13 protein-coding genes are annotated in these 24438 nt (G+C 61.7%); 4 read left to right on the forward strand and 9 right to left on the reverse strand.

The window, feature by feature from the left end:
- Nucleotides 1–9: 9 nt before the first annotated feature.
- Together ACIQY3_RS06155 and speB are read right to left on the reverse strand one after the other, a co-directional pair.
- Nucleotides 10–432 (reverse strand): nuclear transport factor 2 family protein, encoded by a 423-nt coding sequence (locus ACIQY3_RS06155; RefSeq protein ID WP_054049160.1) that lies wholly within the window; start codon nt 430–432, stop codon nt 10–12.
- A 9-nt stretch (nt 433–441) separates the two neighbouring features.
- A complete protein-coding gene (gene speB, locus ACIQY3_RS06160) occupies nt 442–1392 on the reverse strand; it encodes an agmatinase (protein ID WP_403018013.1) in 951 nt (316 codons plus the stop codon).
- Nucleotides 1393–1758: 366 nt separating this feature from the next.
- Between speB and ACIQY3_RS06165 the strand changes: the two genes are divergently transcribed.
- Nucleotides 1759–2652: a LysR family transcriptional regulator gene (locus ACIQY3_RS06165; RefSeq protein ID WP_008034255.1), complete on the forward strand. Its 894-nt coding sequence runs from the start codon at nt 1759–1761 to the stop codon at nt 2650–2652.
- A gap of 4 nt (nt 2653–2656) precedes the next feature.
- Complete coding sequence (locus ACIQY3_RS06170) at nt 2657–3253, forward strand: tRNA-uridine aminocarboxypropyltransferase (protein ID WP_403018015.1); 597 nt, start codon at nt 2657–2659, stop codon at nt 3251–3253.
- A 138-nt stretch (nt 3254–3391) separates the two neighbouring features.
- Here ACIQY3_RS06170 and ACIQY3_RS06175 read toward each other — a convergent pair whose 3' ends face one another.
- The 3 genes from ACIQY3_RS06175 to ACIQY3_RS06185 all read right to left on the reverse strand — a co-directional run bounded on the left by ACIQY3_RS06175 (nt 3392) and on the right by ACIQY3_RS06185 (nt 8423).
- Entirely contained in the window at nt 3392–4759 is a 1368-nt protein-coding gene (locus ACIQY3_RS06175) for an HlyD family type I secretion periplasmic adaptor subunit (RefSeq protein WP_054049166.1), read from the reverse strand.
- Between the two features lie 9 nt (nt 4760–4768).
- Nucleotides 4769–6928: a type I secretion system permease/ATPase gene (locus ACIQY3_RS06180; RefSeq protein WP_403018016.1), complete on the reverse strand. Its 2160-nt coding sequence runs from the start codon at nt 6926–6928 to the stop codon at nt 4769–4771.
- Between the two features lie 136 nt (nt 6929–7064).
- The gene (locus ACIQY3_RS06185; protein ID WP_123509062.1) at nt 7065–8423 is read right to left on the reverse strand and encodes a TolC family outer membrane protein; all 1359 of its coding nucleotides are present in this window, start codon (nt 8421–8423) and stop codon (nt 7065–7067) included.
- Nucleotides 8424–9014: 591 nt separating this feature from the next.
- Here ACIQY3_RS06185 and ACIQY3_RS06190 point away from each other — a divergent pair.
- Entirely contained in the window at nt 9015–17648 is an 8634-nt protein-coding gene (locus tag ACIQY3_RS06190; protein ID WP_403018017.1) for a retention module-containing protein, read from the forward strand.
- A 353-nt stretch (nt 17649–18001) separates the two neighbouring features.
- Here the strand turns inward: ACIQY3_RS06190 and lapD are convergent, their stop codons facing one another.
- The 4 genes from lapD to ACIQY3_RS06210 all read right to left on the reverse strand — a co-directional run bounded on the left by lapD (nt 18002) and on the right by ACIQY3_RS06210 (nt 21852).
- On the reverse strand, nt 18002–19942 hold the full coding sequence (gene lapD / locus ACIQY3_RS06195; RefSeq protein WP_403018018.1) for a cyclic di-GMP receptor LapD: 1941 nt from the start codon (nt 19940–19942) through the stop codon (nt 18002–18004).
- Between the two features lie 22 nt (nt 19943–19964).
- Nucleotides 19965–20669, reverse strand: coding sequence for a cysteine protease LapG (lapG, locus tag ACIQY3_RS06200; RefSeq protein ID WP_403018019.1), 705 nt, complete (start codon nt 20667–20669; stop codon nt 19965–19967).
- A 189-nt stretch (nt 20670–20858) separates the two neighbouring features.
- Nucleotides 20859–21254 carry a YbaN family protein gene (locus ACIQY3_RS06205; RefSeq protein ID WP_403018020.1) on the reverse strand — a complete coding sequence of 132 codons (396 nt, stop codon included), beginning with the start codon at nt 21252–21254 and terminating at the stop codon, nt 20859–20861.
- A gap of 10 nt (nt 21255–21264) precedes the next feature.
- Nucleotides 21265–21852 carry a YecA family protein gene (locus ACIQY3_RS06210; protein WP_030130067.1) on the reverse strand — a complete coding sequence of 196 codons (588 nt, stop codon included), beginning with the start codon at nt 21850–21852 and terminating at the stop codon, nt 21265–21267.
- 392 nt (nt 21853–22244) lie between these two features.
- Between ACIQY3_RS06210 and recQ the strand changes: the two genes are divergently transcribed.
- A complete protein-coding gene (gene recQ, locus ACIQY3_RS06215) occupies nt 22245–24371 on the forward strand; it encodes a DNA helicase RecQ (RefSeq protein WP_054049185.1) in 2127 nt (708 codons plus the stop codon).
- Nucleotides 24372–24438 lie beyond the last annotated feature (67 nt).

Consider the following 24438-nt stretch of genomic DNA (forward strand, 5'->3'; position numbering starts at 1 on the left):
CCTGTTTGGCTAAGGGGATGGCAGCCCTTCCGGCATTGCGGACAAATGTTCATGACAGGCCAGCCATAGGCCTTGTTGTTCTTGGCCAGACGCTTGTTTCTTGAAAACAATCGTCTCGCGCTCCTGGCTGAAGTGTTGCTCCCCTTGCATGCGCAGCTCGGTGGCCACGTCATGGATGAAAATCGCCACGTCACCCTGCAGGCTGACAAAGGCGTTGCTCGACGTGCACGACAGCACTTCGAAGCCATCCTCGGCGCGCCAGTTGTCCCACAACGCCTGGTAGGCATCGCGCGACAGCAGCGGCTGTTCGAGGGTGTAGAACACGAAGCTGGCATCGGCGCTGAAGGCGCCGAAGTAGGCTTCGCGATCGTTACGGGCAAAAGCAGTCACCAGATCGGCGGCGGCTTTCAAAACCTGATCGCGTTCGTTCATGATCAATCCTCAGCGGTGGGACACGCCAGGCAGTACGCAGAGCATTTCGTACAGCAGGTTGGCGGCCAGCAGCGAGGTATTACCGGTGGTGTCATAAGCGGGCGAGACTTCTACCAGATCGCAGCCGACCAGGTCGAGACCTTGGCAGCCACGCACGATTTCGATTGCCTGAATGGTCGTCAGACCACCGATTTCCGGGGTGCCGGTGCCAGGAGCCCAGGCCGGGTCAATGCCGTCGATGTCGAAACTCAGGTACACCGGACCGCCGCCGACTTTCTCGCGAACTTCGGCCATCAGTGGCGCCAGGGATTTGTGCCAGCACTCTTCGGCTTGAACCACACGGAAGCCTTGTTTACGGCTCCAGTTGAAGTCTTCGGAGGTGTAGCCCTGGGCGCGCAGGCCGATTTGCACCACGCGGTCGGGGTCCAGAAGACCTTCTTCGACGGCGCGACGGAAGGTGGTGCCGTGGGCGATTTTCTCGCCGAACATGTGATCGTTCACATCGGCGTGGGCGTCGATGTGCACCAGGCCAACCTTGCCGTGCTTTTTATGGATCGCACGCAGGATCGGCAGGGTGATGGTGTGGTCGCCGCCCAGGGTCAGGGGGATCACGTCGTGTTCGAGGATGCTGTGGTAGGACTCTTCGATGATCCGCACGGCGTCCAGCAGGTTGAAGGTGTTGATCGCCACGTCGCCGATGTCGGCAACCGACAGCGAATCGAACGGGGCAGCGCCGGTGGCCATGTTGTACGGGCGGATCATCACCGATTCAGCGCGGATTTCGCGAGGTCCGAAGCGGGTGCCGGGGCGCAGGGAAGTACCGATGTCCAGCGGCACGCCAATAAAGGCAGCGTCCAGGCCGGCAGCGGTCGTCAAATGGGGGAGTCGCATCATGGTGGCGATGCCGCCGAAGCGCGGCATTTCGTTGCCGCCCAGTGGTTGGTGAAGAATCTTGTCCACGGGTAAGGCCTCATCGTCGTTGTTTTATTTATGTCGGCACGCCGTTCACGGAAGGTACGGGCACCGCTGTGGGCCGATAATGCGAAATGTAGTGGACGGGAAGAATCGCTACGGGCAAATACTTAGTTCAGATTTTTCTAAACTAATGGCGGGGACGGCGATAGACTTCCGCCAAGCGCAGAATCGCTGACACCTGTCATTCATCGGCCGGACACCGCATCTCATGTGGGAGCGGGCTTGCTCGCGAAGGCGTCGTGTCAGTCGAAATCAATATTGCCTGACACACCGCTTTCGCGAGCAAGCCCGCTCCCACAAGGATTGTGTTTCCACAGAAGCCTCGCGCGTATCCTTGTAACAGGAGCCCCCATGGCCAACGCTTTACCCGACCTGAAACTATTGCGCATCTTCGTCAGCGTGGTTCGTCATCAGGGGTTCGCCAACGCCCAGCAAGAGCTCAACCTCTCGACCTCGGCCATCAGCACTTACATGAGCCAGCTCGAAGCGGCGCTGGGCCTGGTGCTCTGCCATCGCGGGCGCGGCGGTTTCAGCCTGACCAGCAAGGGTGAGTTGTTCCATCAGGAAACCTTGCGGCTGCTCGGCGAACTCGAAGGTTTCGAGCAATACGCGGCAGCGCTCAAGGGCGAGTTGCGCGGCACGCTGAACCTCGGGGTCATCGACTCCACCGTCAGCGACAAGGCCTTGCCCTTCGCCGAAGCCATCGGCGCCTACAGTCAGGAACACCCGGCCGTGCATTTGCACTTGTCGGTGATGAGCCCCTACGAACTGCAACTCGGCGTGCAGGACAACCGACTCGACCTGGCCATCGGCGCGTTTTCCACGCGCATGAGCGGGCTGGTCTACATGCCGCTGTACCGCGAGCAACACTGGCTGTATTGCAGCAGCCGCCATCCGCTGTTCACCGAGCGGCGCATTCCCGAGCAAGTCATCACCCAGCAGCGCATGGTCGGTCGCGGCTATTGGAGTCAGGCGGAACTGGCGCGTCACGGCTTCAAACACAGCGCCGCCACTGTGGAAAGTATGGAAGCCCAATTGATCCTGGTGCTGTCCGGCGCCTACATCGGCTACCTGCCGGAACACTACGCCCAGGCCTGGGCCGACAAGGGCGACCTGCGAGTGTTGCTGCCGGCGACCTTCGGGTATCAGGCGCCGTTCTCGATGATCATGCGCCGTGGCCGCAGCCGCGAACCGCTGATCCAGACCTTCCGCGATCTGCTCAAAGCACAGCTCAACCAGGCTTAAGAACATGTCCAGAATCCAGTGCCCACGCTGCCTGCGCCCGCAAACCCACTGCCTGTGCCCGCTAATCCCGAGCCTCGACAGCCGCACCCGGGTCTTGCTGTTGCAGCATCCCAGCGAAGTGAACCATGCCTTGAACACCGCTCGGCTGGCAGCGTTGGGCTTGAACAATGCGGAGTTGATCGTCGGTGAAGTGTTTGAGGATTTGCCGGCGCTGTTGAACCGGCCGGGTTATCAGGCGCGATTGTTGTTTCCCGGCGACGAGGCGCAGCCGTTGCAGGCTTACACCTCCAGCGATGAACCCTTGCTGCTGGTAGTTCCGGACGGCACCTGGCGCAAGGCGCGCAAGATGCTGCACCTCAATCCGCTGCTGGCGGCGTTGCCTCGGGTGGCGTTGGCGGAGGGCGGCGTGTCGCGGTATCGCTTGCGCAAGGCCCCGGGGCCGGGGGCGTTGTCGACGGTGGAGGCGATTGTGCAGGCGTTGCAAACCCTGGAAGCACCGGCCACGTTCGAGCCGTTGTTGAAACCGTTCGAGGCGTTGATCGAGGGGCAGATTGCGGCGATGGGGGAGGAGGTTTTCCAGCGTAATCATGGGCCGAAATAGTCGGCGCCAGTGAGGGCGTCTTCGCGAGCAGGCTCGCTCCCACAGTTGACCGAGTTCTTCCTGAAGAAATGCGATCCACTGTGGGAGCGAGCCTGCTCGCGAAGACGCCAGATCAATCACCGCGAGCCTTGAAAATGCCTAGCGCTCCCGCATCGCCTCAGTCCGCGCCTTCAGCACCGGTTTCAGCAGATAATCCAGCACGCTTTTCTCCCCGGTAATAATGTCCACCGTCGCCACCATCCCCGGAATGATCAGCAACGGTTTTACATCCCCGCCCAAGTGATTCTTATCGGTCCGCACCTGAATCAGGTAGAAGCTGTTGCCCTTATCATCGGTAATCGTGTCCGCGCCGATCAACTCCAGCTTCGCGCTCAGCCCTCCATAAATCGTGTAGTCATAGGCACTGAACTTGACCATGGCTTTCTGGCCGGGGTGCAGGAACGCCACATCCTGCGGCCGCACCTTGGCTTCGATCAGCAGGTTGTCTTCCAGCGGCACGATTTCCACCATGTCGCTGCCCGGCTGAACCACGCCGCCGATGGTGTTGACCTTCAGCACCTTGATGATCCCGTGCACCGGCGACACCACCGTGGTGCGGGTCACGCGGTCGTCGATGGCAATGCTCGATGCGGTGATTTTCGACAGGTCGGTGCGTTTCTCATTCAGCTCTTTCGCCGCGTCGGAACGGAAGGATTGTTCCGATTCGTCGATCTTGCTTTTGATCTCGTTGATCGCCGATTCCGCCCGAGGAATCGCCAGCGTGGTCGCATTCAACGAACCGCGAATCTCCACCGCGCTGCGTTTAAGCCGCAGGATTTCCACCGGCGACACCGCCCCGGTGCCCACCAGCGGCGCCGACATGTTCATCTCTTGTTGCAGCAACGCCAGGCTGGAACTGAATTGCCCCTGTTTCGAGCGGAATTCCGCCAGTTCCTGGGTTTTTTGCCGAAGTTGTTCACTCAGGGTGCGTTGTTCACTGGCCAGTCGGCGTTGCCGTTGTTCGTACAGCGAGCGTTCGTCCTCGGCCACTTGCGGGGCCTTGGCGATGACTTCGTCCGACAGCTTGAACGGCCGCCCCTCAGCCTCCGCCGATAAGCGCTCGACCTTCGCGGTCAACGAATAACGATCCGCCTCGCTTTCACCCTTGTTCGACAAAAACCGCGTGTCATCCAGGCGCAGCAGGGTGTCGCCCTTGTTCACCATTTGCCCTTCGCGGACGAAAATCTCGGAGACGATGCCGCCCTCCAGGTTCTGGATCACCTGGACCTTACTCGACGGAATCGCCTTGCCTTCGCCCATGGTCACTTCCTGTAGCACCGCGAACTTGGCCCAGACCAGCCCCGAAATCAGCAGCCCCGCCGCCAGCCACACGGTAATCCGCGACAGGCGCGGGGAATCCTGCAACGCGGCGCCGGCGGTTTCCGGCATGTATTCGCTTTCCGCACTTTTGCTGAAGCTGCCGAAGTAGCCACGATCCTTTGAAACGTCGGACGATGAACGAGCCATGGGCAACTCCTAGACAGCCGCAGAGCCGACACGGCCCTTGCGCAGTGCATCGATGACCGCTTCTTTCGGGCCGTCGGCGACGATCCGTCCGTTGTCCAGCACCACCAATCGATCCACCAGGCTCAGCATCGAGGTGCGGTGGGTCACCAGCAGCAAGGTTTTGCCCTGGACCCAGCTGTGGAGTTTTTGCCGCAGGACGTCTTCGCTGCTGTTGTCCATGGCGCTGGTGGGTTCGTCGAGCAGCATGATCGGCGGGTCGAGCAACAACGCCCGAGCGAGCAACACCGCCTGGCGTTGACCGCCGGACAGCAATTGTCCGCGCTCACCCACGGGCCGGTCGAAGCCTTGGGGATGTTGGCGCGCGAGTTCGGTAACGCCGGTCAGTTCCGCCACTTCGAGCATCCGCGAATCGCTGATGTAACGGGCGCCGAGGGTCAGGTTGTCGCGCAGGCTGCCGGCCAACAGCGGCAGGTCATGGGCGACATAACCGATCTGTTGGCGCAGGTCGGCGACGTCGAGTTGCCGCAAGTCCAGGCCATCAAGCAGCAACTGGCCTTCTTCCGGTGCGTAGAAACCCATCACCAACCGTGCGAGGGTACTTTTGCCCGAGCCGCTACGGCCGATGATGCCGATGCGTTCGCCGGGTTTGACGCTGAAACTGATGTTGGCCAATGCCGGAGCGTTCTGGCCGTTGTAGTGGAAGGTCACGCCGCTGACGTCCATTGCGCCTTGCAGTTGCGTGCGCTCCAGTGGCCGTTGTTTCGGATCGCGCTCTTGCGGCAACGACATCAGCGCATCGGTGCTGCGCATGGTCAGTTGCGCTTGCTGGTAGCGGGTGATCAAACCGGCAATCTGCCCCAGCGGTGCGAGCACGCGGCTGCCGAGCATGTAGGTCGCTACCAGCGCGCCGACGCTGAGGTTGCCGGCGATGATGCTGTAGACCCCGGCGACGATGGTCGCCATGCCGGAGAATTGCTGGATGAACAGCGTGCCGTTAGTGGCCAGGGCCGAAAGATTGCGCGCATGGCTGTCGAGGCGGGTGAGGGCGCCGTGGGTGCTTTCCCATTTGTGCTGGCGCTCGCTTTCGGCGCTGCACGCCTTGAGGGTTTCCAGGCCGCCGAGGGTTTCGATCAGCAATGCCTGGCGTTCGGCGCCCAGGCTCAGACTTTTTTGTACGGTGTCGCGCAGGCGTACCTGGATCACCATGGCGAAAATGATCGTGATCGGAAACGCCAGCAGCGGAATCACCACCAGCCAGCCGCCGAGCAGGCCGATCACCACCAGCATCAGCACGGCGAACGGCAGGTCGATCAGGCTGGTCAGGGTCACGGCGGTAAGAAATTCCCGCAGGCCCTGGAAGTCATGGATGCTCTGGGCGAAACCGCCGATGGTCGCCGGCCGGGCTTTCATCGCCATGCCGGTGATGCGTTCAAACAGAGTTGCGGAAAGGATCACGTCGGTTTTCTTGCCCGCGGTGTCCAGCAGGTGCGCGCGGACCACCCGCAGCACCAGTTCAAAACCGGTGCCGATCAGCAAGCCGATGGCCAACACCCACAAGGTCGAAGTGGCCTGGTTCGGCACCACCCGGTCGTAGGTCTGCATCACGAACAAGGGCACCATCAGCCCCAGCAGGTTGATCAGGAAACTGGCGAGGATCGCATCGCTGTACAGCCATTTCGACAGCTTCAGGGTGTCGCGAAACCACGCCTCGACACGCGGTACGAGGGGGGAGCGCAAGTCTTCGAGTTCATGGCGCGGCCGGGCGAACAACGCCTGGCCGCTGTAATTGGCGGTCAGCTCTTCACGGCTGACCCATTGTTCACCGCCCTCGGCTTCGCAGGGCAGAATCAGCAACTGACCGTCATCGCCAAAGCGGCGCAGCACGGCGGTGCGGCCATCGTTGAGGATCAGTAACACCGGCAAATTAAGGGCAGAAATATCCGCCAGGTCCCGACGCAGCAAACGCGCCTGCAAACTCGCCCGGGCCGCTGCGCGGGGCAGCAGGTCCAGGCTCATGCGTTGCTTGTTCAGGGGCAGGCCGGCGCTCAGGCTGGCGCGGCTGACCGCCGCGCCGTGGAGTTTGCAGAGGATCAACAGACCGTCCAGAAGCGGGTCATCGAAGCTCAGGCGCGGATCGACACCACTGTTGCCGGGTTCCATGCTGGTCAAATTGATCGCTCCTGTTGTTGGTACAGACATCCATACACCTCACCGTGTAGGAGCTGCCGAAGGCTGCGATCTTTTGATCTTGATCTTAAAAACCAAAGTCAAAAGATCGCAGCCTGCGGCTGCTCCTGCGCGGGGGTTACTTCAGTTCAGGCAAACGTGCTTCGTTTTTCACTTCCGAGGAGGCGATCGCATCGGCGGGCAGCACCACCCGTTGTTTGCTCAGCAACTGACCCATGTTCGCCAGCACGCGGTACATCGAGTACTCCTCGGTGTAGCGCACTTCGGTGTAGCGGCGGTTGGCGTTGTAGAGCTCGTTTTCACTGTCGAGCAAGTCGAGCAGGGTCCGCTGGCCGAGGCCGAACTGATCCTGGTAGGCCGCCCGGACGCGTTTGGTGGTTTCCGCGTATTCACGCGCGGTCGGGGTTTGTTTCTTCGCGTTGACCATGGCGTTCCAGGCCAGGTGAATGTTCTCGTTGAGCTGGCGCAGGGCGTTGTTGCGGATGTCCATCGCCTGGTTGATCTGGTGCGCATCGGAGGCCAGGCGCGCCTTGTCGCTGCCGCCGCGGAACAGGTTGTAGTTCATGATCACGCCGACGCGCCATTCGTTGTCGTGGCCCTCGTCACCCTGCACGTTGTTGTTCGCGCCCACCGCGGCTTCAGCGTCGAAACGTGGGTAGAACGGCGACTTGGCGACTTCATACTGGCTCTCGGCCGATTGCACGTCAGCCTGGGCGGATTTCAGGTACGGGTTGTTTTCCACCATGCTCTGCTGGGCTTCCGGCAGGCTGGTCGGCAACTCGCCACGGGTCGACGGCGGTGCTTCGAGCTCATCGGGGATACGCCCGACCACGCTGTAGAAGTTCGACTCGGCGTCCGCCAGATCGACCTCGGCGGTGTCGAGGTTGTTCTGCGCCAGTGCCCGGCGAGCGGTGGACTGATCGGAGTCGGCGTTGCTGCCGACACCGCGCTGGGTGCGCAGGCCGATCTGATCGTTGACCCGCATGTGCGCTTGCAGGTTGTTGGTGGCCAGCGTCACCAGTTCACGGCGCTTGAGCACTTCGAGGTAGACCTCGATGGTGCGCAAGGCCAGATCCTGGGCGGTGCCCTGGGCGTAATAGGCCCGGGAGTTGGACACGCCCTTGGTGCGCTCGACTTCGTTGGCGGTGTTGAACCCGTCGAACAGCATCTGCCGCAGGCGCAATTCCGACTGGGTGTAATTGAGGATTTCGGTGTGGTGATTGCCGAAGGCCCGGGTGTTGGTGTTATCGCTGTAGCCGCGCCCGTAAGCGGCGTTCAAATCGACTGATGGATAGAAGCCCCCTTTGGCAACTTTCACTTGCTCATCCGCCGACAGCCGCGCGTCCACGCGCGATGCAAGTTCGGGGTGCGTCGCAATGGTGCTTTGGATCGCGTCGGTCAACGACATGGCCTGAGCCTGAGAAGTGCAGGCCATGGCCAGCAAAACCGCGCTGCAGAGGGGGGTTAAAAGGCGCATGGGTACTTCTCCCTGTTTCCTGATGGTGCTTACTTGTCGTCAAATACTTGACGCTATTTATAGGCGAAACCGTTTCACTCTTGTAACAACAGAGCTAAGAACATTCTAGGAAAAACCTAAGAACTATTTCTCATAAGGCTTATGTCAAAAAAAACTTATGCGCTCTGAAAAATCCAGCACATTGTTCAAAGCGAAAGCCCTTGATTCATGAGCCTTAGGGAGCTCCAGAGGGTTTGAGGAAAGTTCCATCCACTTAGCGACATAGGGCGGAGAAGTGCTGGAGGGGAGGGAAGTGGGACGGTTTTAGAGCGACATTTTTTTGTCACTCTGGTGGTTCAGAACCGTTACGCATCGCTCGCAGGGAGGTTGTTCCGCAATGGGAGCCCGATGCCATTGATTGCATAGGGTTTTATGCCGAGCCGGACAAATGGCCCGCGAGTGACATGCTTGGCGTGAGCGTCGCCAGGAATGCGGTTTACTTAGGTAAACACGCATTCCGGTAGACGATCCGCCTGGTAGCCCGCTTTTCGCCATGAGCACGCTCTTCGCGCAAACAGGTGCCGACAGGTGTTGGCAGCGGAGGAGATGCACATGGCTACGCTCATCGGAATCGTCAGTAAGGTAATTGGTCAGGTGTTCGCGGTTGCGGCCGACGGTACTCGACGTGCGTTGGTCGAGGGCGACCGCTTGTTTGCCGGCGATCAACTGGTCACCGGGGCCGAAGGCGCGGTGGCGGTGCATCTGCAAAATGGCCAGGAGCTGACACTGGGGCGTGGCAGCAGTCTGCAAATGACCTCTCAATTGCTCGCGCATCAGGCGCCCCATGTGGACACGCCTGAAGCGGTGACGCCTACCGAAGCACAACTGACCGACGTACAAAAACTCCAGCAAGCCATCGCGGCTGGTGCCGACCCGACCCAGACCGGTGAAGCCACTGCGGCCGGCCCGCAGGCGACAGGTGCACCGGGTGGTGCCCTGGGTGGCGGTCACAATTTCGTGCTGCTGGAAGAAGTGGGCGGGCGGGTCGATCCGACCATCGGTTTCCCGACTGCCGGTTTTGGCGGTATTCCAGAGATTCCTGAAGAACGGCACAACGCCGATGTCCAGCAAAACGACAACACCCCGGTGGTCGTTCCGGTGAACAACATCGTGACCCTCGGCGGCCTCGATGCCGTGGGCGGTGAACTGACCCTCAACGAATCCAATCTGCCCGACGGCTCGGCGGCCAATCCAGCGGCCCTGACTCAAAGCGGCACGTTCACCGTGACCGCCCCCGACGGTTTGCTGAGCCTCAACATCGGCGGCATCAACGTAGTCAGCGGCGGGGCGGCCTCAGGGTTCCCGCAATCGATCACCACTCAACTCGGCAACACCCTGACCATCACCGGCTACAACCCGGCCACTGGCGTGGTGAGTTACAGCTACACCCTCAACGGCAACGATACCCATTCGGCCGGCGATGGCGCCAACAACCTCAGCGAACAATTCACCGTGGTCGCCGGGGACACCAATGGCGATACGGCCACCGGTTCACTGGACATCAACATCACCGACGACGTGCCCAAGGCTGTGGACGACAACAACGGCACCGCGTCTGAAACGCTGCTGACGTTGACCGGCAACGTGCTGACCAACGATGTGCAAGGTGCTGATCGCGTAGTGACTGGCCCAACCAGCGGCCCGATCACTCCCGGCACTTTCGTGGGGACTTACGGCACCCTGGTGCTCAACGCCAACGGCACCTACACCTACACGCTCAATACCAGCGATGCGGATTTCAAAGCGCTGCACGGCGGTGGCAACGGCACCGAAACCTTCGCCTACACCCTCACCGATTCCGACGGCGACTCCAGCACCGCCAACCTGGTGCTGCAAATCCACAACAACGACGACCCGGTCACCTTAGGCGGGTTGAACGTCGAGGGCGGCGAGCTCACCGTTTTCGAAAAAAACCTGAGCCAGGGCAGTGCGCCAGACGCCACGGCGTTGACCCAGAACGGCACGTTCACCATCACGGCGCTGGATGGCGTGCAGACGTTGAGCATCGGCGGGATCACCGTTGTCAGCGGTGGCGTGGCGGCTGGATTTCCGCAATCGATTTCGACCGGGTTGGGCAATACGCTGACCATCACCGGGTTTGACAGCGCCACGGGCGTGGTCAGTTACAGCTACACACTGAACGGCAATGACGCGCACCCAACCGCTGGTGGTGCTAACAATCTGCCTGAGCAATTTGCCGTCACCGTGGTCGATGACAACGGCACCACGGCCAATGGTTCGCTGGACGTCAATGTGATCGACGACGTGCCAAAAGCGGTGGACGACAGCAATGCGAACACGGCGTCGGAAACCCTGCTGACGCTGAATGGCAATGTGTTGACCAACGACGTGCAAGGCGCGGATCGCGTGGCGACAGGTCCTGAGAGCGGTCCGGTCACTCCGGGTACTTTCGCCGGTACTTACGGCACCCTGGTGCTGAATGCCAACGGCACTTACACCTACACCCTCAACACCAGTGACGCGGATTTCAAGGCCTTGCATGGCGGCGGCAACGGCACCGAGAATTTCACCTACACCATCACTGATTCCGACGGCGATGCGAGCACTGCAACGTTGGTGCTGCAAATCCATAACAACGATGATCCGGTGACGATTGGCGGGTTGAATGTCGAGGGCGGCGAACTCACCGTTTTCGAGAAAAACCTGAGCCTGGGCAGTGCACCGGATTCCACCGCGCTGACTCAAAGCGGCACCTTCACCATTACCGCACTGGATGGCGTGCAGACGTTGAGCGTCGGCGGGATCACCGTCGTCAGCGGCGGTGTGGCGGCTGGTTTCCCACAATCGATTTCCACCGGGTTGGGCAATACCCTGACCATCACCGGGTTCGACTCAACCACCGGCGTGGTCAGCTACAGCTACACCTTGAACGGCAATGACGCACACCCAACTGCGGGCGGCGCGAACAATCTGCCTGAGCAATTCGCGGTGACGGTGGTTGATGACAACGGCACCACGGCCAACGGTTCGCTGGACGTCAATGTGATCGACGACGTGCCAAAAGCGGTGGACGACAGCAATGCGAACACGGCGTCGGAAACTCTGCTGACGCTGAACGGCAATGTGCTGACCAACGATGTGCAAGGCGCGGATCGCGTGGCCACCGGCCCTGTGACGCCCGGCACTTTCGCCGGGACTTACGGCACCCTGGTGCTCAACGCCAACGGCACTTACACCTACACCCTGAACACTACTGACGCAGACTTCAAAGCCCTGCACGGCGGTGGCAACGGCACGGAAAACTTCACCTACACCCTCACCGATTCCGACGGCGACACCAGCACCGCCAACCTTGTCCTGCAGATCCACAACAACGACGACCCGGTCATCATCAATGGCCTGAACGTCGAGGGCGGCGAGCTCACGGTCTACGAGAAAAACCTCAGTCTCGGCAGCGCTCCGGACAGCACCCAATTGACCCAAAGCGGCACCTTCACCATCACCGCGCTGGATGGCGTGCAGACGTTGACCGTCGGCGGTATTACCGTCGTCAGCGGTGGCGTGGCGGCGGGCTTCCCACAATCGATTCCGACTGGTTTGGGCAACACCCTGACCATCACCGGGTTCGATGCGACCACTGGCGTCGTCAGTTACAGCTACACCCTCAACGGCAACGAAGCGCATCCGACAGCGGGCGGCGCTAACAACCTGCCTGAGCAATTCGCCGTCACCGTGGTCGATGACAACGGCACCACCGCCAACGCGACCCTGGACGTCAACGTCATCGACGACCTGCCCAAAGCGCTGGACGACAGCAACGCCGGCACCGCCTCGGAAAGTGTGTTGACCCTCAACGGCAACGTGCTGACCAACGACGTGCAAGGCGCCGACCGCGTGACGACTGGCCCGGCCAGCGGCCCGATCACCCCCGGCACTTTCACCGGCACTTACGGCACCTTGGTCCTGAATGCCAACGGCACCTACACCTACACCCTGAACACCAGCGACGCCGACTTCAAAGCGTTGCACGGCAATGGCAACGGCACGGAAACCTTCACCTACACGATTACCGATGCCGACGGCGATACCAGCACCGCCAATCTGGTGCTGAACATCCACAACAACGACGACCCGGTGACCCTCAACGGCCTCGACATCAATGGCGGCGAGCTGACTGTCTACGAGAAAAACCTCAGCGACGGCACCAGCCCCAACACGCCGGCACTGACCCAGAGCGGCACCTTCACCGTCACCGCACTGGACGGTTTGCAAACCCTCGACGTGGGCGGTATTCATGTGGTGGTCGGTGGCGTGGCGGCGGGCTTCCCGCAATCGATCGTGACACCGCTGGGCAGTACGCTGACCGTCACCGGTTATGACGCGACCACGGGCGTGGTCAGTTACAGCTACACCCTGGTGAACACCGAAACCCACCCAACCGCCAACGGTGCGAACAGCATCACCGAAAACTTCAACGTGGTGGCCACGGACACCGACGGCAGCACGGCAACCAATCAAATCAACGTCAATATCGTCGACGATTTGCCCACTGCTCACGCGGACAGCGCGTCTGTGGCCGAGGGCGGGACGGTGTCGGGCAACGTGCTGGATAACGACATCGGCGGGGCTGACGGCCCGGCGGTCACCGGTGCCGTGGTGGGCGTTCGCGCCGGCAGCGACACCTCGACCTCGGCCATCGGTGGCCTGGGCTCGAACATCAATGGCACCTACGGTTACCTGACGCTGGATGCCAACGGCAACGCGGTCTATCACAGCAATCCCAACGCGGTGAACGCTCCCGGTGCGACCGATACCTTCGTCTACACCGTGCGCGATGCCGATGGCGATGAAAGCACCACCACCATCACCATCGACGTCTCGAACAGCTGCATCAAGGCTGTCAGCGACACCGACGTGACCGTCTACGAAAAAGCCCTGGACCTGACCAAAGATGGCCAGGACCTGGCGGCTGGCACCGTGGTCGGCAGCGACCCGACCAGCACCGGCGAAACCGCCAGTGGCACCTTGGTCGGTTCGGTCACCGGCGCCATCGGCGCGATCACTTACACCCTGGTGGGCAGCGCCAACGGTAACTTTGGCCAGATCCAGCTCAACCCCAACGGCACCTACACCTACACCCTGACATCCCCGGCGAGCACCACGCCGCATGCCAATGACGGTGCCAACACGCTGACCGAAAGCTTCACTTATCAGGCCACCGATTCCCTGGGCAATATCAGCACCAGCACCATCGTCGTGCAGATCGTCGATGACGTGCCAAAAGCCGTCAACGACAGCAACGTCGGTATAGCGTCGGAGAGCGCGTTGACGCTCAATGGCAACGTGCTGACCAACGACATTCAGGGCGCAGACCTCGTCGCCACCGGCCCGAACGCCGGCCCTGTGACTCCTGGCACCTTCACCGGGACGTACGGCACGCTGGTCCTCAATGCCAACGGCACCTACACCTACACCCTCAACACCAACGACGCCGACTTCAAAAACCTGCACGGCGGCGGCAACGGCACGGAGACCTTCGCCTACACCATCACCGATTCGGACGGCGACACCAGCACCGCCAACCTGGTGCTGAACATCCACAACAACGACGATCCGGTGACCCTCAACGGCCTCAACGTCAATGGCGGCGAGCTGACCGTCTACGAGAAAAACCTCAGCGACGGCACCAGCCCCAACACCCCGGCGCTGACCCAGAGCGGCACCTTCACCGTCACCGCGCTGGACGGTTTGCAAACCCTCGACGTCGGCGGCATTCATGTGGTCGCGGGCGGCGTGGCGGCAGGCTTCCCGCAATCGATCGTGACGCCGTTGGGCAGCACGTTGACCATCACCGGTTACAACGCGAGCACCGGCGTCATCAGCTACAGCTACACCCTGGTGGATAACGAAACCCATCCGACCGCCAACGGCGCCAACAGCCTCACCGAGAACTTCAACGTGGTGGCGACGGACACCGACGGCAGCACCGCGTCGGGGCAGATCAACGTCAACATCGTCGATGACCTGCCGACCGCAGCGCCAGACACCGGCACTGCCGCCGAAGGCGCGACCATCAACCTCAGCGTGCTCGGCAACGACGTGCTGGGTGCCGACGGCGCCTCAGCGGGCGGGGCGGTGATCGGCGTGCGCGCCGGCAGCAACACCGGCACTTCGGCGGTGGGCGGCCTGGGCACCAACATCAACGGGACCTACGGCTACCTGACCCTGGATGCGGCGGGCAACGCCGTGTACCACAGCAACCCGAACTCGGTCGGCGTGGCGGGGGCCACCGATACGTTCGTCTACACCGTGCGCGATTCCGACGGTGACGAAAGCACCACCACCATCACCATTAACGTCAACGACAGTGGCCTCAAAGCAGTGGTCGATCAGGACGTGACGGTCTTCGAAAAAGCCCTCGACCTGAGCAAGGATGGCCTGGACCTGGCACCCGGCACGGTCACCGGCAGCGACCCGACAAGTACTGGCGAAACCGCCACCGGTACGCTGGTCGGATCGGTCACCGGCGGCACCGGTCCGCTCACTTACAGCGTGGTCGGCAGCGCCACCGGGACTTACGGACAAATCCTGATCAACCCGGACGGCAGCTACACCTACACCCTGACCTCGGCGCCGAAAACCTCGCCGGGCGCCAATGACGGGCCAAACACCCTGAGCGAAAGCTTCACCTACAAAGCCACCGATGCGCTGGGCAACAGCACCACCAGCACCATCGTGGTGAACATTGTCGATGACGTGCCAAAAGCCGTGGCGTCTGACCGTTCGGTAACCGCGGTGGAAGTCGATTCCAACCTGCTGCTGGTGATCGACGTTTCCGGCAGTATGGCCGACGCCTCCGGGGTGCCAGGCCTGTCGAGGCTGGCGCTGGCGAAGCAGGCGATCAGTGCCTTGCTCGACAAATACGATGACTTGGGTGATGTGAAAGTACAGATCGTCACCTTCAGCAGCAGCGCCACCGACAAAACCTCGGTGTGGGTCGATGTGGCGACAGCCAAGTCGATCATCGCGGGCCTCACCGCTGGCGGTGGCACCAACTACGACGCGGCTGTGGCGGCCCTGCAAACCGCGTTCAATACGGACGGCAAACTCACCGGGGCGCAGAACGTCGGGTATTTCTTCTCCGACGGCAAACCGACGTCCGGCCAGGACATCGGTACATCGGACGAGGCGGCGCTGAAAAACTTCCTCGACGCCAACGGCATCAAAAACTACGCGATTGGCCTGGGCAGCGGCGTCAGCAATGCCAACCTCGACCCGCTGGCCTATGACGGCAGCACCCACACCAACACCAACGCGGTAGTGGTGACTGACCTCAACCAACTCAACTCGGTGCTCTCGGGCACCGTGCAGGGCGCACCGGTCACCGGCACGCTGATGGAGGGCGGTTCGTTCGGCGCCGATGGCGGTTTCATCAAAACCCTTGTGGTCGATGGCACTACGTACACCTATGACCCGCGAGGCAACAGCAATCAGGGTTCGTTGACATTCAGTGGCACCAACCACGGCACGTTCAACACGGTGAACAACACCATCAGCATCGCCACCAACAACAGCGGCACGCTGGTGGTGAACCTCGACACCGGCGAATACACCTACACCTCGCAGAAAACCACGGCGGTGGTGATCACCGAAAACATCGGCTTCACCGCCAGTGACAACGACGGCGACCTGGCCAGCTCGACGCTGACCGTCAAAGTCATCCCGAATGCACCACCGGTGGCGGTCGATGACCACATCATCACCAACGTGCTGTCGGGCACCATTACGGTGCCGGGCGAGCTGCTGCTGGCCAACGACACCGACGCCAATGGCGATCCAATGACGGCGACCCCGACCACGTTCAACACCGGTTGGGCAGCGAAAGGCGCGGACTTCACCGGCACCGGTGCCATCAGCTTCACTGGCACCGGCAACAACGCCGCCAACCAGGCATTGGCGGATGTGCGTAATTCCTTCGCGGCGAACTCGGCAGCGATGACCGCCGTGCTGGTGATCAGCGGCTACCTGGGCGCAGTGACGACGTCCAACGCCAACGATGAAGACCTGATCACCGTCAAACTGAAACAGGGCGAAACCCTTAACCTGGACCACAACCTGGCGGCCGGTCACGTCACCCTGGAGTACTCGCTCAATGGCGGTGCGTTCGTGAGCATCGCCGATGGCGGGACCATCACGGCGACATCCGATGGCACCTACCAGATCCACGTCACCAACATCACCAACACCAGTGGCAGCAACACCACTGGGTCGGAGAACTATCAACTGACCATGACCGTCAACTACGCCGGGGCCCACGACCTCACCCCGGACTACCACGGCACCTACACCGCCAACGACAACCATGGCGGCAGCGACACGGCGAACGTGACCATCAGCTACCAGGACGGCCACACCCTCACCGGCACCTCGGGCGATGACGTGTTGGTGGCCGGCACCGGCAACAACATCATCAACGCCGGTGACGGCAACGACGTGCTCACCGCGGGCAGTGGCAACAACGAATTGCACGGCGGCGCCGGCAACGACTTGCTGTACAGCGGACCAGGCAACGACTTGCTGGACGGCGGCACCGGCATCGACACCGCCAGTTACGCCCATGCCACGGCGGGCGTCACCGTCAACCTGGGCCTGCTCGGCGCGCAAAACACCATCGGCGCGGGCACCGACACACTCACCGGTATCGAGAACCTGGTGGGCTCCAACTTCAACGACACACTGACGGGGGACAATAACAACAACGTGATCAACGGCGGCCTGGGCAATGACACGCTCAATGGCGGTGGCGGCGATGACCTGTTGATCGGTGGCCTGGGCAACAACACCCTCACCGGCGGTTCGGGGGCCGACACCTTCCAGTGGCTAGCCGGCAACAGTGGCCACGACGTGGTCACCGACTTCACCCCCGGCACCGACAAACTCGACCTGTCACAACTGCTGCAAGGCGAAAACGGCACCACCGCGTCGCTGGATGACTACCTGCACTTCACCGTCACCGGCAGCGGTGCGAGCCTGGTCACCAGCATCGACGTCAGCGCCATGGCCGGCGCCACGCCAACCCAGACCATCGACCTGGCCGGCGTCAACCTGGCCAGCCACTACGGCGTCACACCAGGCGCGGGCGGGGTAGTCGCAGGCGGGCACGACACGGCGACCATCATCACCGGCATGCTCAACGACCATTCGCTGAAGGTGGACACGGTTTGATGCGGTAGGGCTGAAACGACAAACCCGCCATTTCCGAAAGGGAGTGGCGGGTTTTTTGTGCTCTGGATTTTAGTCATGCGGTGACTGTAGGAATGCCTTCGCGAGCAAGCCCGCTCCCACACTGGATCCGGGCCGTACTCAAATGTTGTGCACGACACCATTCCCCTGTGGGAGCGGGCTTGCTCGCGAAGAGGCCATGTCAGTTGATAGAGATGTCGGCTGACCCACCGCCTTCGCGAGCAGGCTCGCTCCCACACTGGATCCGGGCCGTACTCAAATGTTGTGCACGACACCATTCCCCTGTGGGAGCGAGCCTGCTCGCGAAGAACAATAACGCGGTTTCGCTGGCAATCTCACATCGGCTCCGGCGGCCCGATCAACCGCCCCATGACCCCAAACAACCCAAGCTCTTTGATCGCCTCCAGCTCTCCCTGTGTCTCGACCCTCTCCGCAATCAACGGCAAATCAATACTGTTCGTCGCCCGGAAAATCGCTTCGATGAACAGTCGCTTGTCACTCTGCTCATCAATCCCCCGGATGTAACTCCCATCAATCTTCAAGTACGCCAACCCCAACTGACTGAGGTTGCCGATTTGGCTGAAGCTCCCGCCAAAATGCTGCAACCCGATGCGGTAGCCGGTGTGGAGCAAGCTGTGGCTCAGGCGCTGCAATTCATCCGGGGGCGGCAGTTGGCGTTCGTCGATTTCCAGGATCAGTAGCGGTGCGAGTTCCGGCAGGGAGTCGAGCGTCCGCAGAATTTGTTGCAGTGACGCAGGATCGCGCAGGGTGGTGCCGGACAGGCTCAGCGCCAGGGGCCAACGATTGACGGCGAGGTAGTCGAGGGTGGCGTCGAGCATCGCCAGGTCGAAGCGGGCTGACCAGCCGAGGCGTTCGATCCACGGAAGGAAGTGCCCGGCGGCAATCGCTTCGCCATTTGGGTCCAATAACCGCGCGAGGATTTTGTGGTGCATCACCTGGCTGGTGTCGGCGCATTGCACCACCGGTTGGAAGTACAGCTGCAATTTGCCGTGGGTCAGGGCGTCGTCGATCCAGTTGCGCCAGTCGTGCTGGGACTGGTTCGGCGCGGTGTTGGCGTGATCGAGATGCACCCACGGCCGCTCGGGATGCTGCTGGGCCTGGGTCAAGGCCTGATCGAGGCGCAGCAGTACAGCGCCGGCCGGCTCGCCCGGTTGAAAGGCGACGATGCCCAGGTGCGCCACCGGCATGCTGTCGCTGGCGCCGGTCAGGCGCAGGTTTTCCAGGGTGGCGCTGATCTCGGCGCACAGGCGCGCGGCGTCCTTGTCGTCGAGGCCTGGGGTCAGCAGGCTGAACTCGCCGCCGCGATTGCGCGCTGCCAGCCAGGTGCGCCGCTCCGGAAGTTGCGTCAGGCGTTTGAGCAGTTCGCCGACGGCACCGATCAAGGCATCGGTGCGTTGACCGCCCAGGCGCTGGTTGAGGCCTGCAAGGTCGTTGATCCGCAACATCAGCAAGTGGCCGTCGCTGCTCTGTTCGCTGACCAACAAGTGGTCGGCCAATTGCTCATCCAGCAAGCGTCGATTCGCCAATCCGGTGAGGCTGTCCTGAAAGGAATCAGCCCGCAGCTTTTCACTGCGCGCCGCTTCTTCGGCAAACAGTGCCTTGAGCTTTTCGACCATCTGGTTCATCGCCAGCACCACCCGTTTCAGCTCCGGTGTGCGCGGCAGTTTCGGCAGGCTGAGAAACTCCCGTTTGCTGATGGCTTCGGCTTGCTTGACCATTTTGTCCAGCGGGCGCAATTGCCGACGCAGCAGCCAGCCGCCAAACATCGCGCTGAGCAATCCGCACAGCAGCAGCCAGACGAGGCTACCCAGGGTGCTGTCCCAGAGTTTGGCCAAGGCGAATTGCGGATTGCTCAACACTTCGACCCGCGCCACTTGCTCCCAGCCGCGCATGATTAACGCGTCCCCGCCTTGTGGATGCAAGTTCACCAGGTCCACGAACCAGTCGGGCACACCTTCGATTCGCGCGGGGGCATCACGCTCCACCAGCACTTGTTCATCGGCGATGTTGACGATGCGGATGCTGCTGAAATAACCGCTGTCGAAAATCGAGCTGACCATCAATTCGATCATCGCCGTGTCGTCGATCTGCGTGGTCAGGGACAGTCCCAACGCGGTGGCGGCGTCCTGGGCGTGGGAGCGCAGCTGGCCGAGCATTTGTTCCCGGGAGCTTTCCAGGCTGACAAAAAAACTGCCGCTGAACGCCACCAGCAGAAACAGGCAAATGGCGAGAAACAACTGTTTGCGCAGTGACATAAAACGCTCCTTGCTGTGGCGGCTAGCCGTCGCCCACGGCGAACCCTTCGGCCTGCATCTTTTTCAACACGTCTTGCCAACGTGACAATTTTTTCGAGTCGCTGCTGCGCTTGCCGCCATTGGCACCGGGCAAATACAGGCCTTCGGCGTTGAAGGCGTACACCGGCAGCAGGTCTTTGCGTTGGGAGGCGGGGCGGATGTCGCCGATCAGGTTGTCCAGCACCAGCGGATCGGCCGTGGGGCTGCTGTAGAAGGTCAGCACCATGTGCGCCTGGTTCTGGGTCAGGGCCTTGACGTAGGTGATGCGCAGTTTCTCGCTGGGAACCCCGAGCTGACGCAGGCTGAAATATTTCGCCAGGGCGTAGTCCTCACAGTCACCGGCGCCCTTGATCAAGGACTCTTCCGGCGTGGCCCAGTAATCGATCTGCTGCCAGATGCGGGTGTCGTCCTGAAAACTCAATTGCTGATTGAAGAAGCGATTGACCGCGTTCAGTTGCTCGCGTTCTGGCTGGTTGCGTTCGCCTTGCAGCATCTGGTTCCAGGCCTCGATTCGCCCCTGTGCCGGACCGAGGGGGCCGTAGCGATTTTTGGCGGTTTGCAGGATCTGCCCGAAATCCCAGTCGGCGCACACACTGCCCAGCCCGGCCAGCAGAAAACCCGCCAGCAGCCAGCCGCCGAACCGAAGTCGGAGCGCTGGCCATCCTGGACGACGCCGACTGCTGGACATGTCTGGCTGCTCGGGTGCAGATGACTGAAGTCTAGGCGCAGTTTCGGGAGGGGGAGGGTTGATTGTCGGGCGAGCGGCGCATGATCGTTCCCATGCTCTGCGTGGGAATGGCTCAACGGACGCTCCGCGTTCGCTTCGCAGGGACGCAGAGCGTCCCGGGCTGCATTCCCACGCAGAGCGTGGGAACGATCAAGTCTTGCGCAACGTCTTCTGCCGAAGGATGTAGATCGTCACCAGCACCGCACTGGTCAACATAAACCCCCGCGCCCACGGCAGCGGCACCAGGTAGCAGGAGAACAGGATGCTCACCCACATCAGGCCGATGGCGTAGACCTTGCCCTTGAGCGGAATGCCGTTGCCGTCCAGGTAATCGCGAATCCACGGCCCAAGCCGCGGATGCTCGACCAGCCATTGATAGAAACGTGGCGAACTGCGGGCGAAGCAAGCGGCCGCCAGCAGCAAGAATGGCGTGGTGGGCAATACCGGCAGGAAAATCCCGATCACCCCCAACGCTACGCTCAGCCAGCCGATGGCCAGCAGCACGTAGCGCAACATCAGGGAGCGGTTGCCTATGGGTTTGTCCATAGGCAAGACCTTAGTGGTGACGTGGCTTGAGGATCGCCGGTTTTTCGTCGGGTGCCTGGCACAGCAGGTAGAGCGCGGTCAGGGCTTCCGGGATCTGCACGATCATGTCGTCCATCAGGTTGGCGTCCTTGGCGATGTCTTCGAACTCAGGCTGTTCGTCGAACAGGCCCGAACCGACCATGATCGGCAGCAGCATTTCGCTGACTTCGTCTTCGGCGGTTTCGAACCAGGCCGCTTCGCGCAGGAACACGCCTTCCATGAAACCGATGCACCAGCCGCGCAGGTCGGAGTCATCCGGCTCTTCGCCCAGGTCCAGGTCGCACGGCAACTCGAACTCTTCGTCGGACGCCAGTTGGCGCGCGATGTGAGCCTTGAGGGCCAACAGGGTGGATTCGATCGCTTCACGCTCGGTGTCGTCGGCGTAATGCGGCTCTTCAGCGAAGAGGGCGTCGATCCATTCACGGTCGGGAACGCTTTCGGAACAGATCGACAGCGCCGTGAGGTAGCCGTGGGCGGCCACGTAGTCCAGCGCCTCGTCATGCAGTTCATCGGCGTCGAGGAAGACTTGCAGGCGGGTTAGTTGCTCAGCGAAGGACATTAAAAGCTACCTTGGGGAATTAAACAGATGCGGGAATTCTAGGCCTTCTTGAGCCCCCAGGCCAGCCGCGCGGGATATTTGCGCCTTATTCCCTGTGGGAGCGGGCTTGCTCGCGAAAGCGGTGGGTCAGTCAATGTAAATCTTGAATGTTAAGCCGCCTTCGCGGGCAAGCCCGCTCCCACAGGGGTTGCCCGGTGTTTGTCATTGTGTGTCTTCTCAGCGGCACCCTTTGCAACGGAGGGGTCGGGTATACTCCCGCGTTTTGTGATGCCCTGCCGGCGTCGCGGCTGAGATGTGAAGCGTCATGCAATGCGCACTTACGATTTGTCAGTGCAGCGTGCGTGGTTCTGAACCAGCCTTGCAGGGATGTTTCGGTGATTTTTGGAGTTTTTATGCTCGAACAGGCTCAACGCGTCCTCAAGGACATCTTCGGCTACGACAGTTTCCGTGGCCGCCAGGGTGCAATCATTGAGCGCGTGGCCAATGGCGGCGACGCTTTGGTATTGATGCCTACCGGTGGCGGCAAGTCCTTGTGCTTCCAGGTCCCGGCGCTGCTGCGCGAAGGCCTGGCGGTGGTGGTGTCGCCGCTGATCGCGTTGATGGACGACCAGGTCGCGACCCTCGAAGAACTGGGCGTGGCCGCCGCCGCATTGAACTCGACCCTGAGCGCCGAACAACAGCGCGACCTGGCCGCACGGATCAAGCGCGGCGAAGTGAAAATGCTGTACCTCGCGCCGGAACGCCTGGTGCAGCCGCGTATGCTGGCCTTCCTGCAAAGCCTTGAGATTGCCCTGTTCGCCATCGACGAAGCGCACTGCGTGTCGCAATGGGGTCACGACTTCCGCCGCGAATACCTGCAACTGGGCCAGTTGGCGGAACTGTTCCCCAACGTCCCGCGCATTGCCCTGACCGCCACCGCCGACAAGCGCACCCGGGAAGAAATCGTCGATCGCCTGCATTTGCAGGACGCCGAGCGTTTCCTGTCGAGTTTCGACCGTCCCAACATTTTCTACCGCATCGTCCCCAAGGAGCAGCCGCGCAAGCAATTGCTGGCGTTCCTCGCCGAACGGCGCAGCGATGCCGGCATCGTTTACTGCCTGTCGCGCAAAAAAGTCGACGAAGTGGCGGTGTTCCTCAGCGAACAGGGTTTCCCGGCGCTGCCGTACCACGCCGGCCTGCCCAACGAAACCCGGGCCCATCACCAGAAACGCTTCCTCAACGAGGAAGGCTTGATCATGGTCGCCACCGTGGCGTTCGGCATGGGCATCGACAAACCCAACGTGCGCTTTGTCGCTCACCTCGACTTGCCGAAATCCCTTGAGGCGTATTACCAGGAGACCGGTCGCGGCGGTCGTGACGGTCTGCCGGCAGACGCGTGGATGGCCTACGGCCTGCAAGACGTGGTGATGCTCAAGCAAATGCTGCAGAACTCCGAAGGCGACGAGCGCCACAAGCGCCTGGAGCAGCACAAGCTCGACGCGATGCTCTCGCTCTGCGAAGAAACCCGCTGCCGGCGCCAGACGCTGCTGGCCTACTTCGACGAAGACATGCCGGAGCCGTGCGGCCACTGCGACAACTGCGTCGACGGCGTGCAGACCTGGGACGCCACGGAGCCGGCCCGTCAGGCACTCTCGGCGATCTACCGCACCGGCCAGCGCTACGGCGTCGGCCATCTGGTGGATGTGTTGCTGGGCAAGGACAACGAAAAGGTCCGCAGCTTCGGCCATCAGCATCTGTCGGTGTATGGCGTCGGCAAGGCGATGGGCGAGAGCGAATGGCGTTCGCTGTTCCGCCAATTGGTGGCCCGTGGTCTGGCAGACATCGACCTCGAAGGCTACGGCGGCCTGCGCCTGAGCGACACCTGCCGGCCGCTGCTCAAGGGCGAAGTGACCCTGGAACTGCGCCGCGACCTCAAGCCCCAAACCACCGCGAAAAGCAGCAAGAGCCAGGCGAGCCAGCTGGTCCGCGGCGAAGAGCGCGAACAATGGGAAGCCCTGCGTGCCCTGCGTCGCAAGCTCGCGGAAGAACACGGCGTGCCACCGTACGTCATCTTCCCCGACTCGACCTTGCTGGAAATGCTCCGCAGCCAGCCGACTTCCCTGGCGGAAATGGCCACGGTCAGCGGCGTCGGCGCACGCAAGCTGGAGCGTTACGGCGAGGCATTCCTCGAAGTGCTCGGTGGTCAGGTCGAGGCACCGAAAGTGGTGGCCGACGTGCGCCACGAGCTGATCACCCTGGCCCGGGCCGGCATGACGCCGTTGCAGATTGCCGGTCAGCTGCAATGCTCGGAAAAGAACGTCTACACCATGCTCGCCGAGGCCATCGGCAAGCAGCAGTTGTCGCTGGAACAGGCGCTGGACCTGCCCGAGGAATTGATGGGCGAAATCCAGGACGCGTTCCTCGACGGCGAAGGCGAGCTGCCGCCGGTCGCGGAGATTGCCGCGTTGTTTGCCGGTCGCGTGCCGGAAGGGGTTTTGTACTGTGTGCGGGCGGCGCTGCAATCCGAATTCGAGATTTAAGTGACCGACAGCATAGATGTAACGATTCAGTACAGAGCAAACCTTGCCTATAGCCAAAGGTCATGCT

The organism is Pseudomonas sp. NPDC096950, from assembly GCF_044762525.1.
Classification (GTDB): domain Bacteria; phylum Pseudomonadota; class Gammaproteobacteria; order Pseudomonadales; family Pseudomonadaceae; genus Aquipseudomonas.

Bases quoted from the DNA above. Each gene is read 5' to 3' on its own strand.
- ACIQY3_RS06155 (WP_054049160.1), bottom strand. From the start codon at position 432: ATGAACGAACGCGATCAGGTTTTGAAAGCCGCCGCCGATCTGGTGACT.
- ACIQY3_RS06165 (WP_008034255.1), top strand. From the start codon at position 1,759: ATGGCCAACGCTTTACCCGACCTGAAACTATTGCGCATCTTCGTCAGC.
- ACIQY3_RS06170 (WP_403018015.1), top strand. From the start codon at position 2,657: ATGTCCAGAATCCAGTGCCCACGCTGCCTGCGCCCGCAAACCCACTGC.
- ACIQY3_RS06175 (WP_054049166.1), bottom strand. From the start codon at position 4,759: ATGGCTCGTTCATCGTCCGACGTTTCAAAGGATCGTGGCTACTTCGGC.
- ACIQY3_RS06185 (WP_123509062.1), bottom strand. From the start codon at position 8,423: ATGCGCCTTTTAACCCCCCTCTGCAGCGCGGTTTTGCTGGCCATGGCC.
- ACIQY3_RS06190 (WP_403018017.1), top strand. From the start codon at position 9,015: ATGGCTACGCTCATCGGAATCGTCAGTAAGGTAATTGGTCAGGTGTTC.
- lapD (WP_403018018.1), bottom strand. From the start codon at position 19,942: ATGTCACTGCGCAAACAGTTGTTTCTCGCCATTTGCCTGTTTCTGCTG.
- lapG (WP_403018019.1), bottom strand. From the start codon at position 20,669: ATGTCCAGCAGTCGGCGTCGTCCAGGATGGCCAGCGCTCCGACTTCGG.
- ACIQY3_RS06205 (WP_403018020.1), bottom strand. From the start codon at position 21,254: ATGGACAAACCCATAGGCAACCGCTCCCTGATGTTGCGCTACGTGCTG.
- ACIQY3_RS06210 (WP_030130067.1), bottom strand. From the start codon at position 21,852: ATGTCCTTCGCTGAGCAACTAACCCGCCTGCAAGTCTTCCTCGACGCC.
- recQ (WP_054049185.1), top strand. From the start codon at position 22,245: ATGCTCGAACAGGCTCAACGCGTCCTCAAGGACATCTTCGGCTACGAC.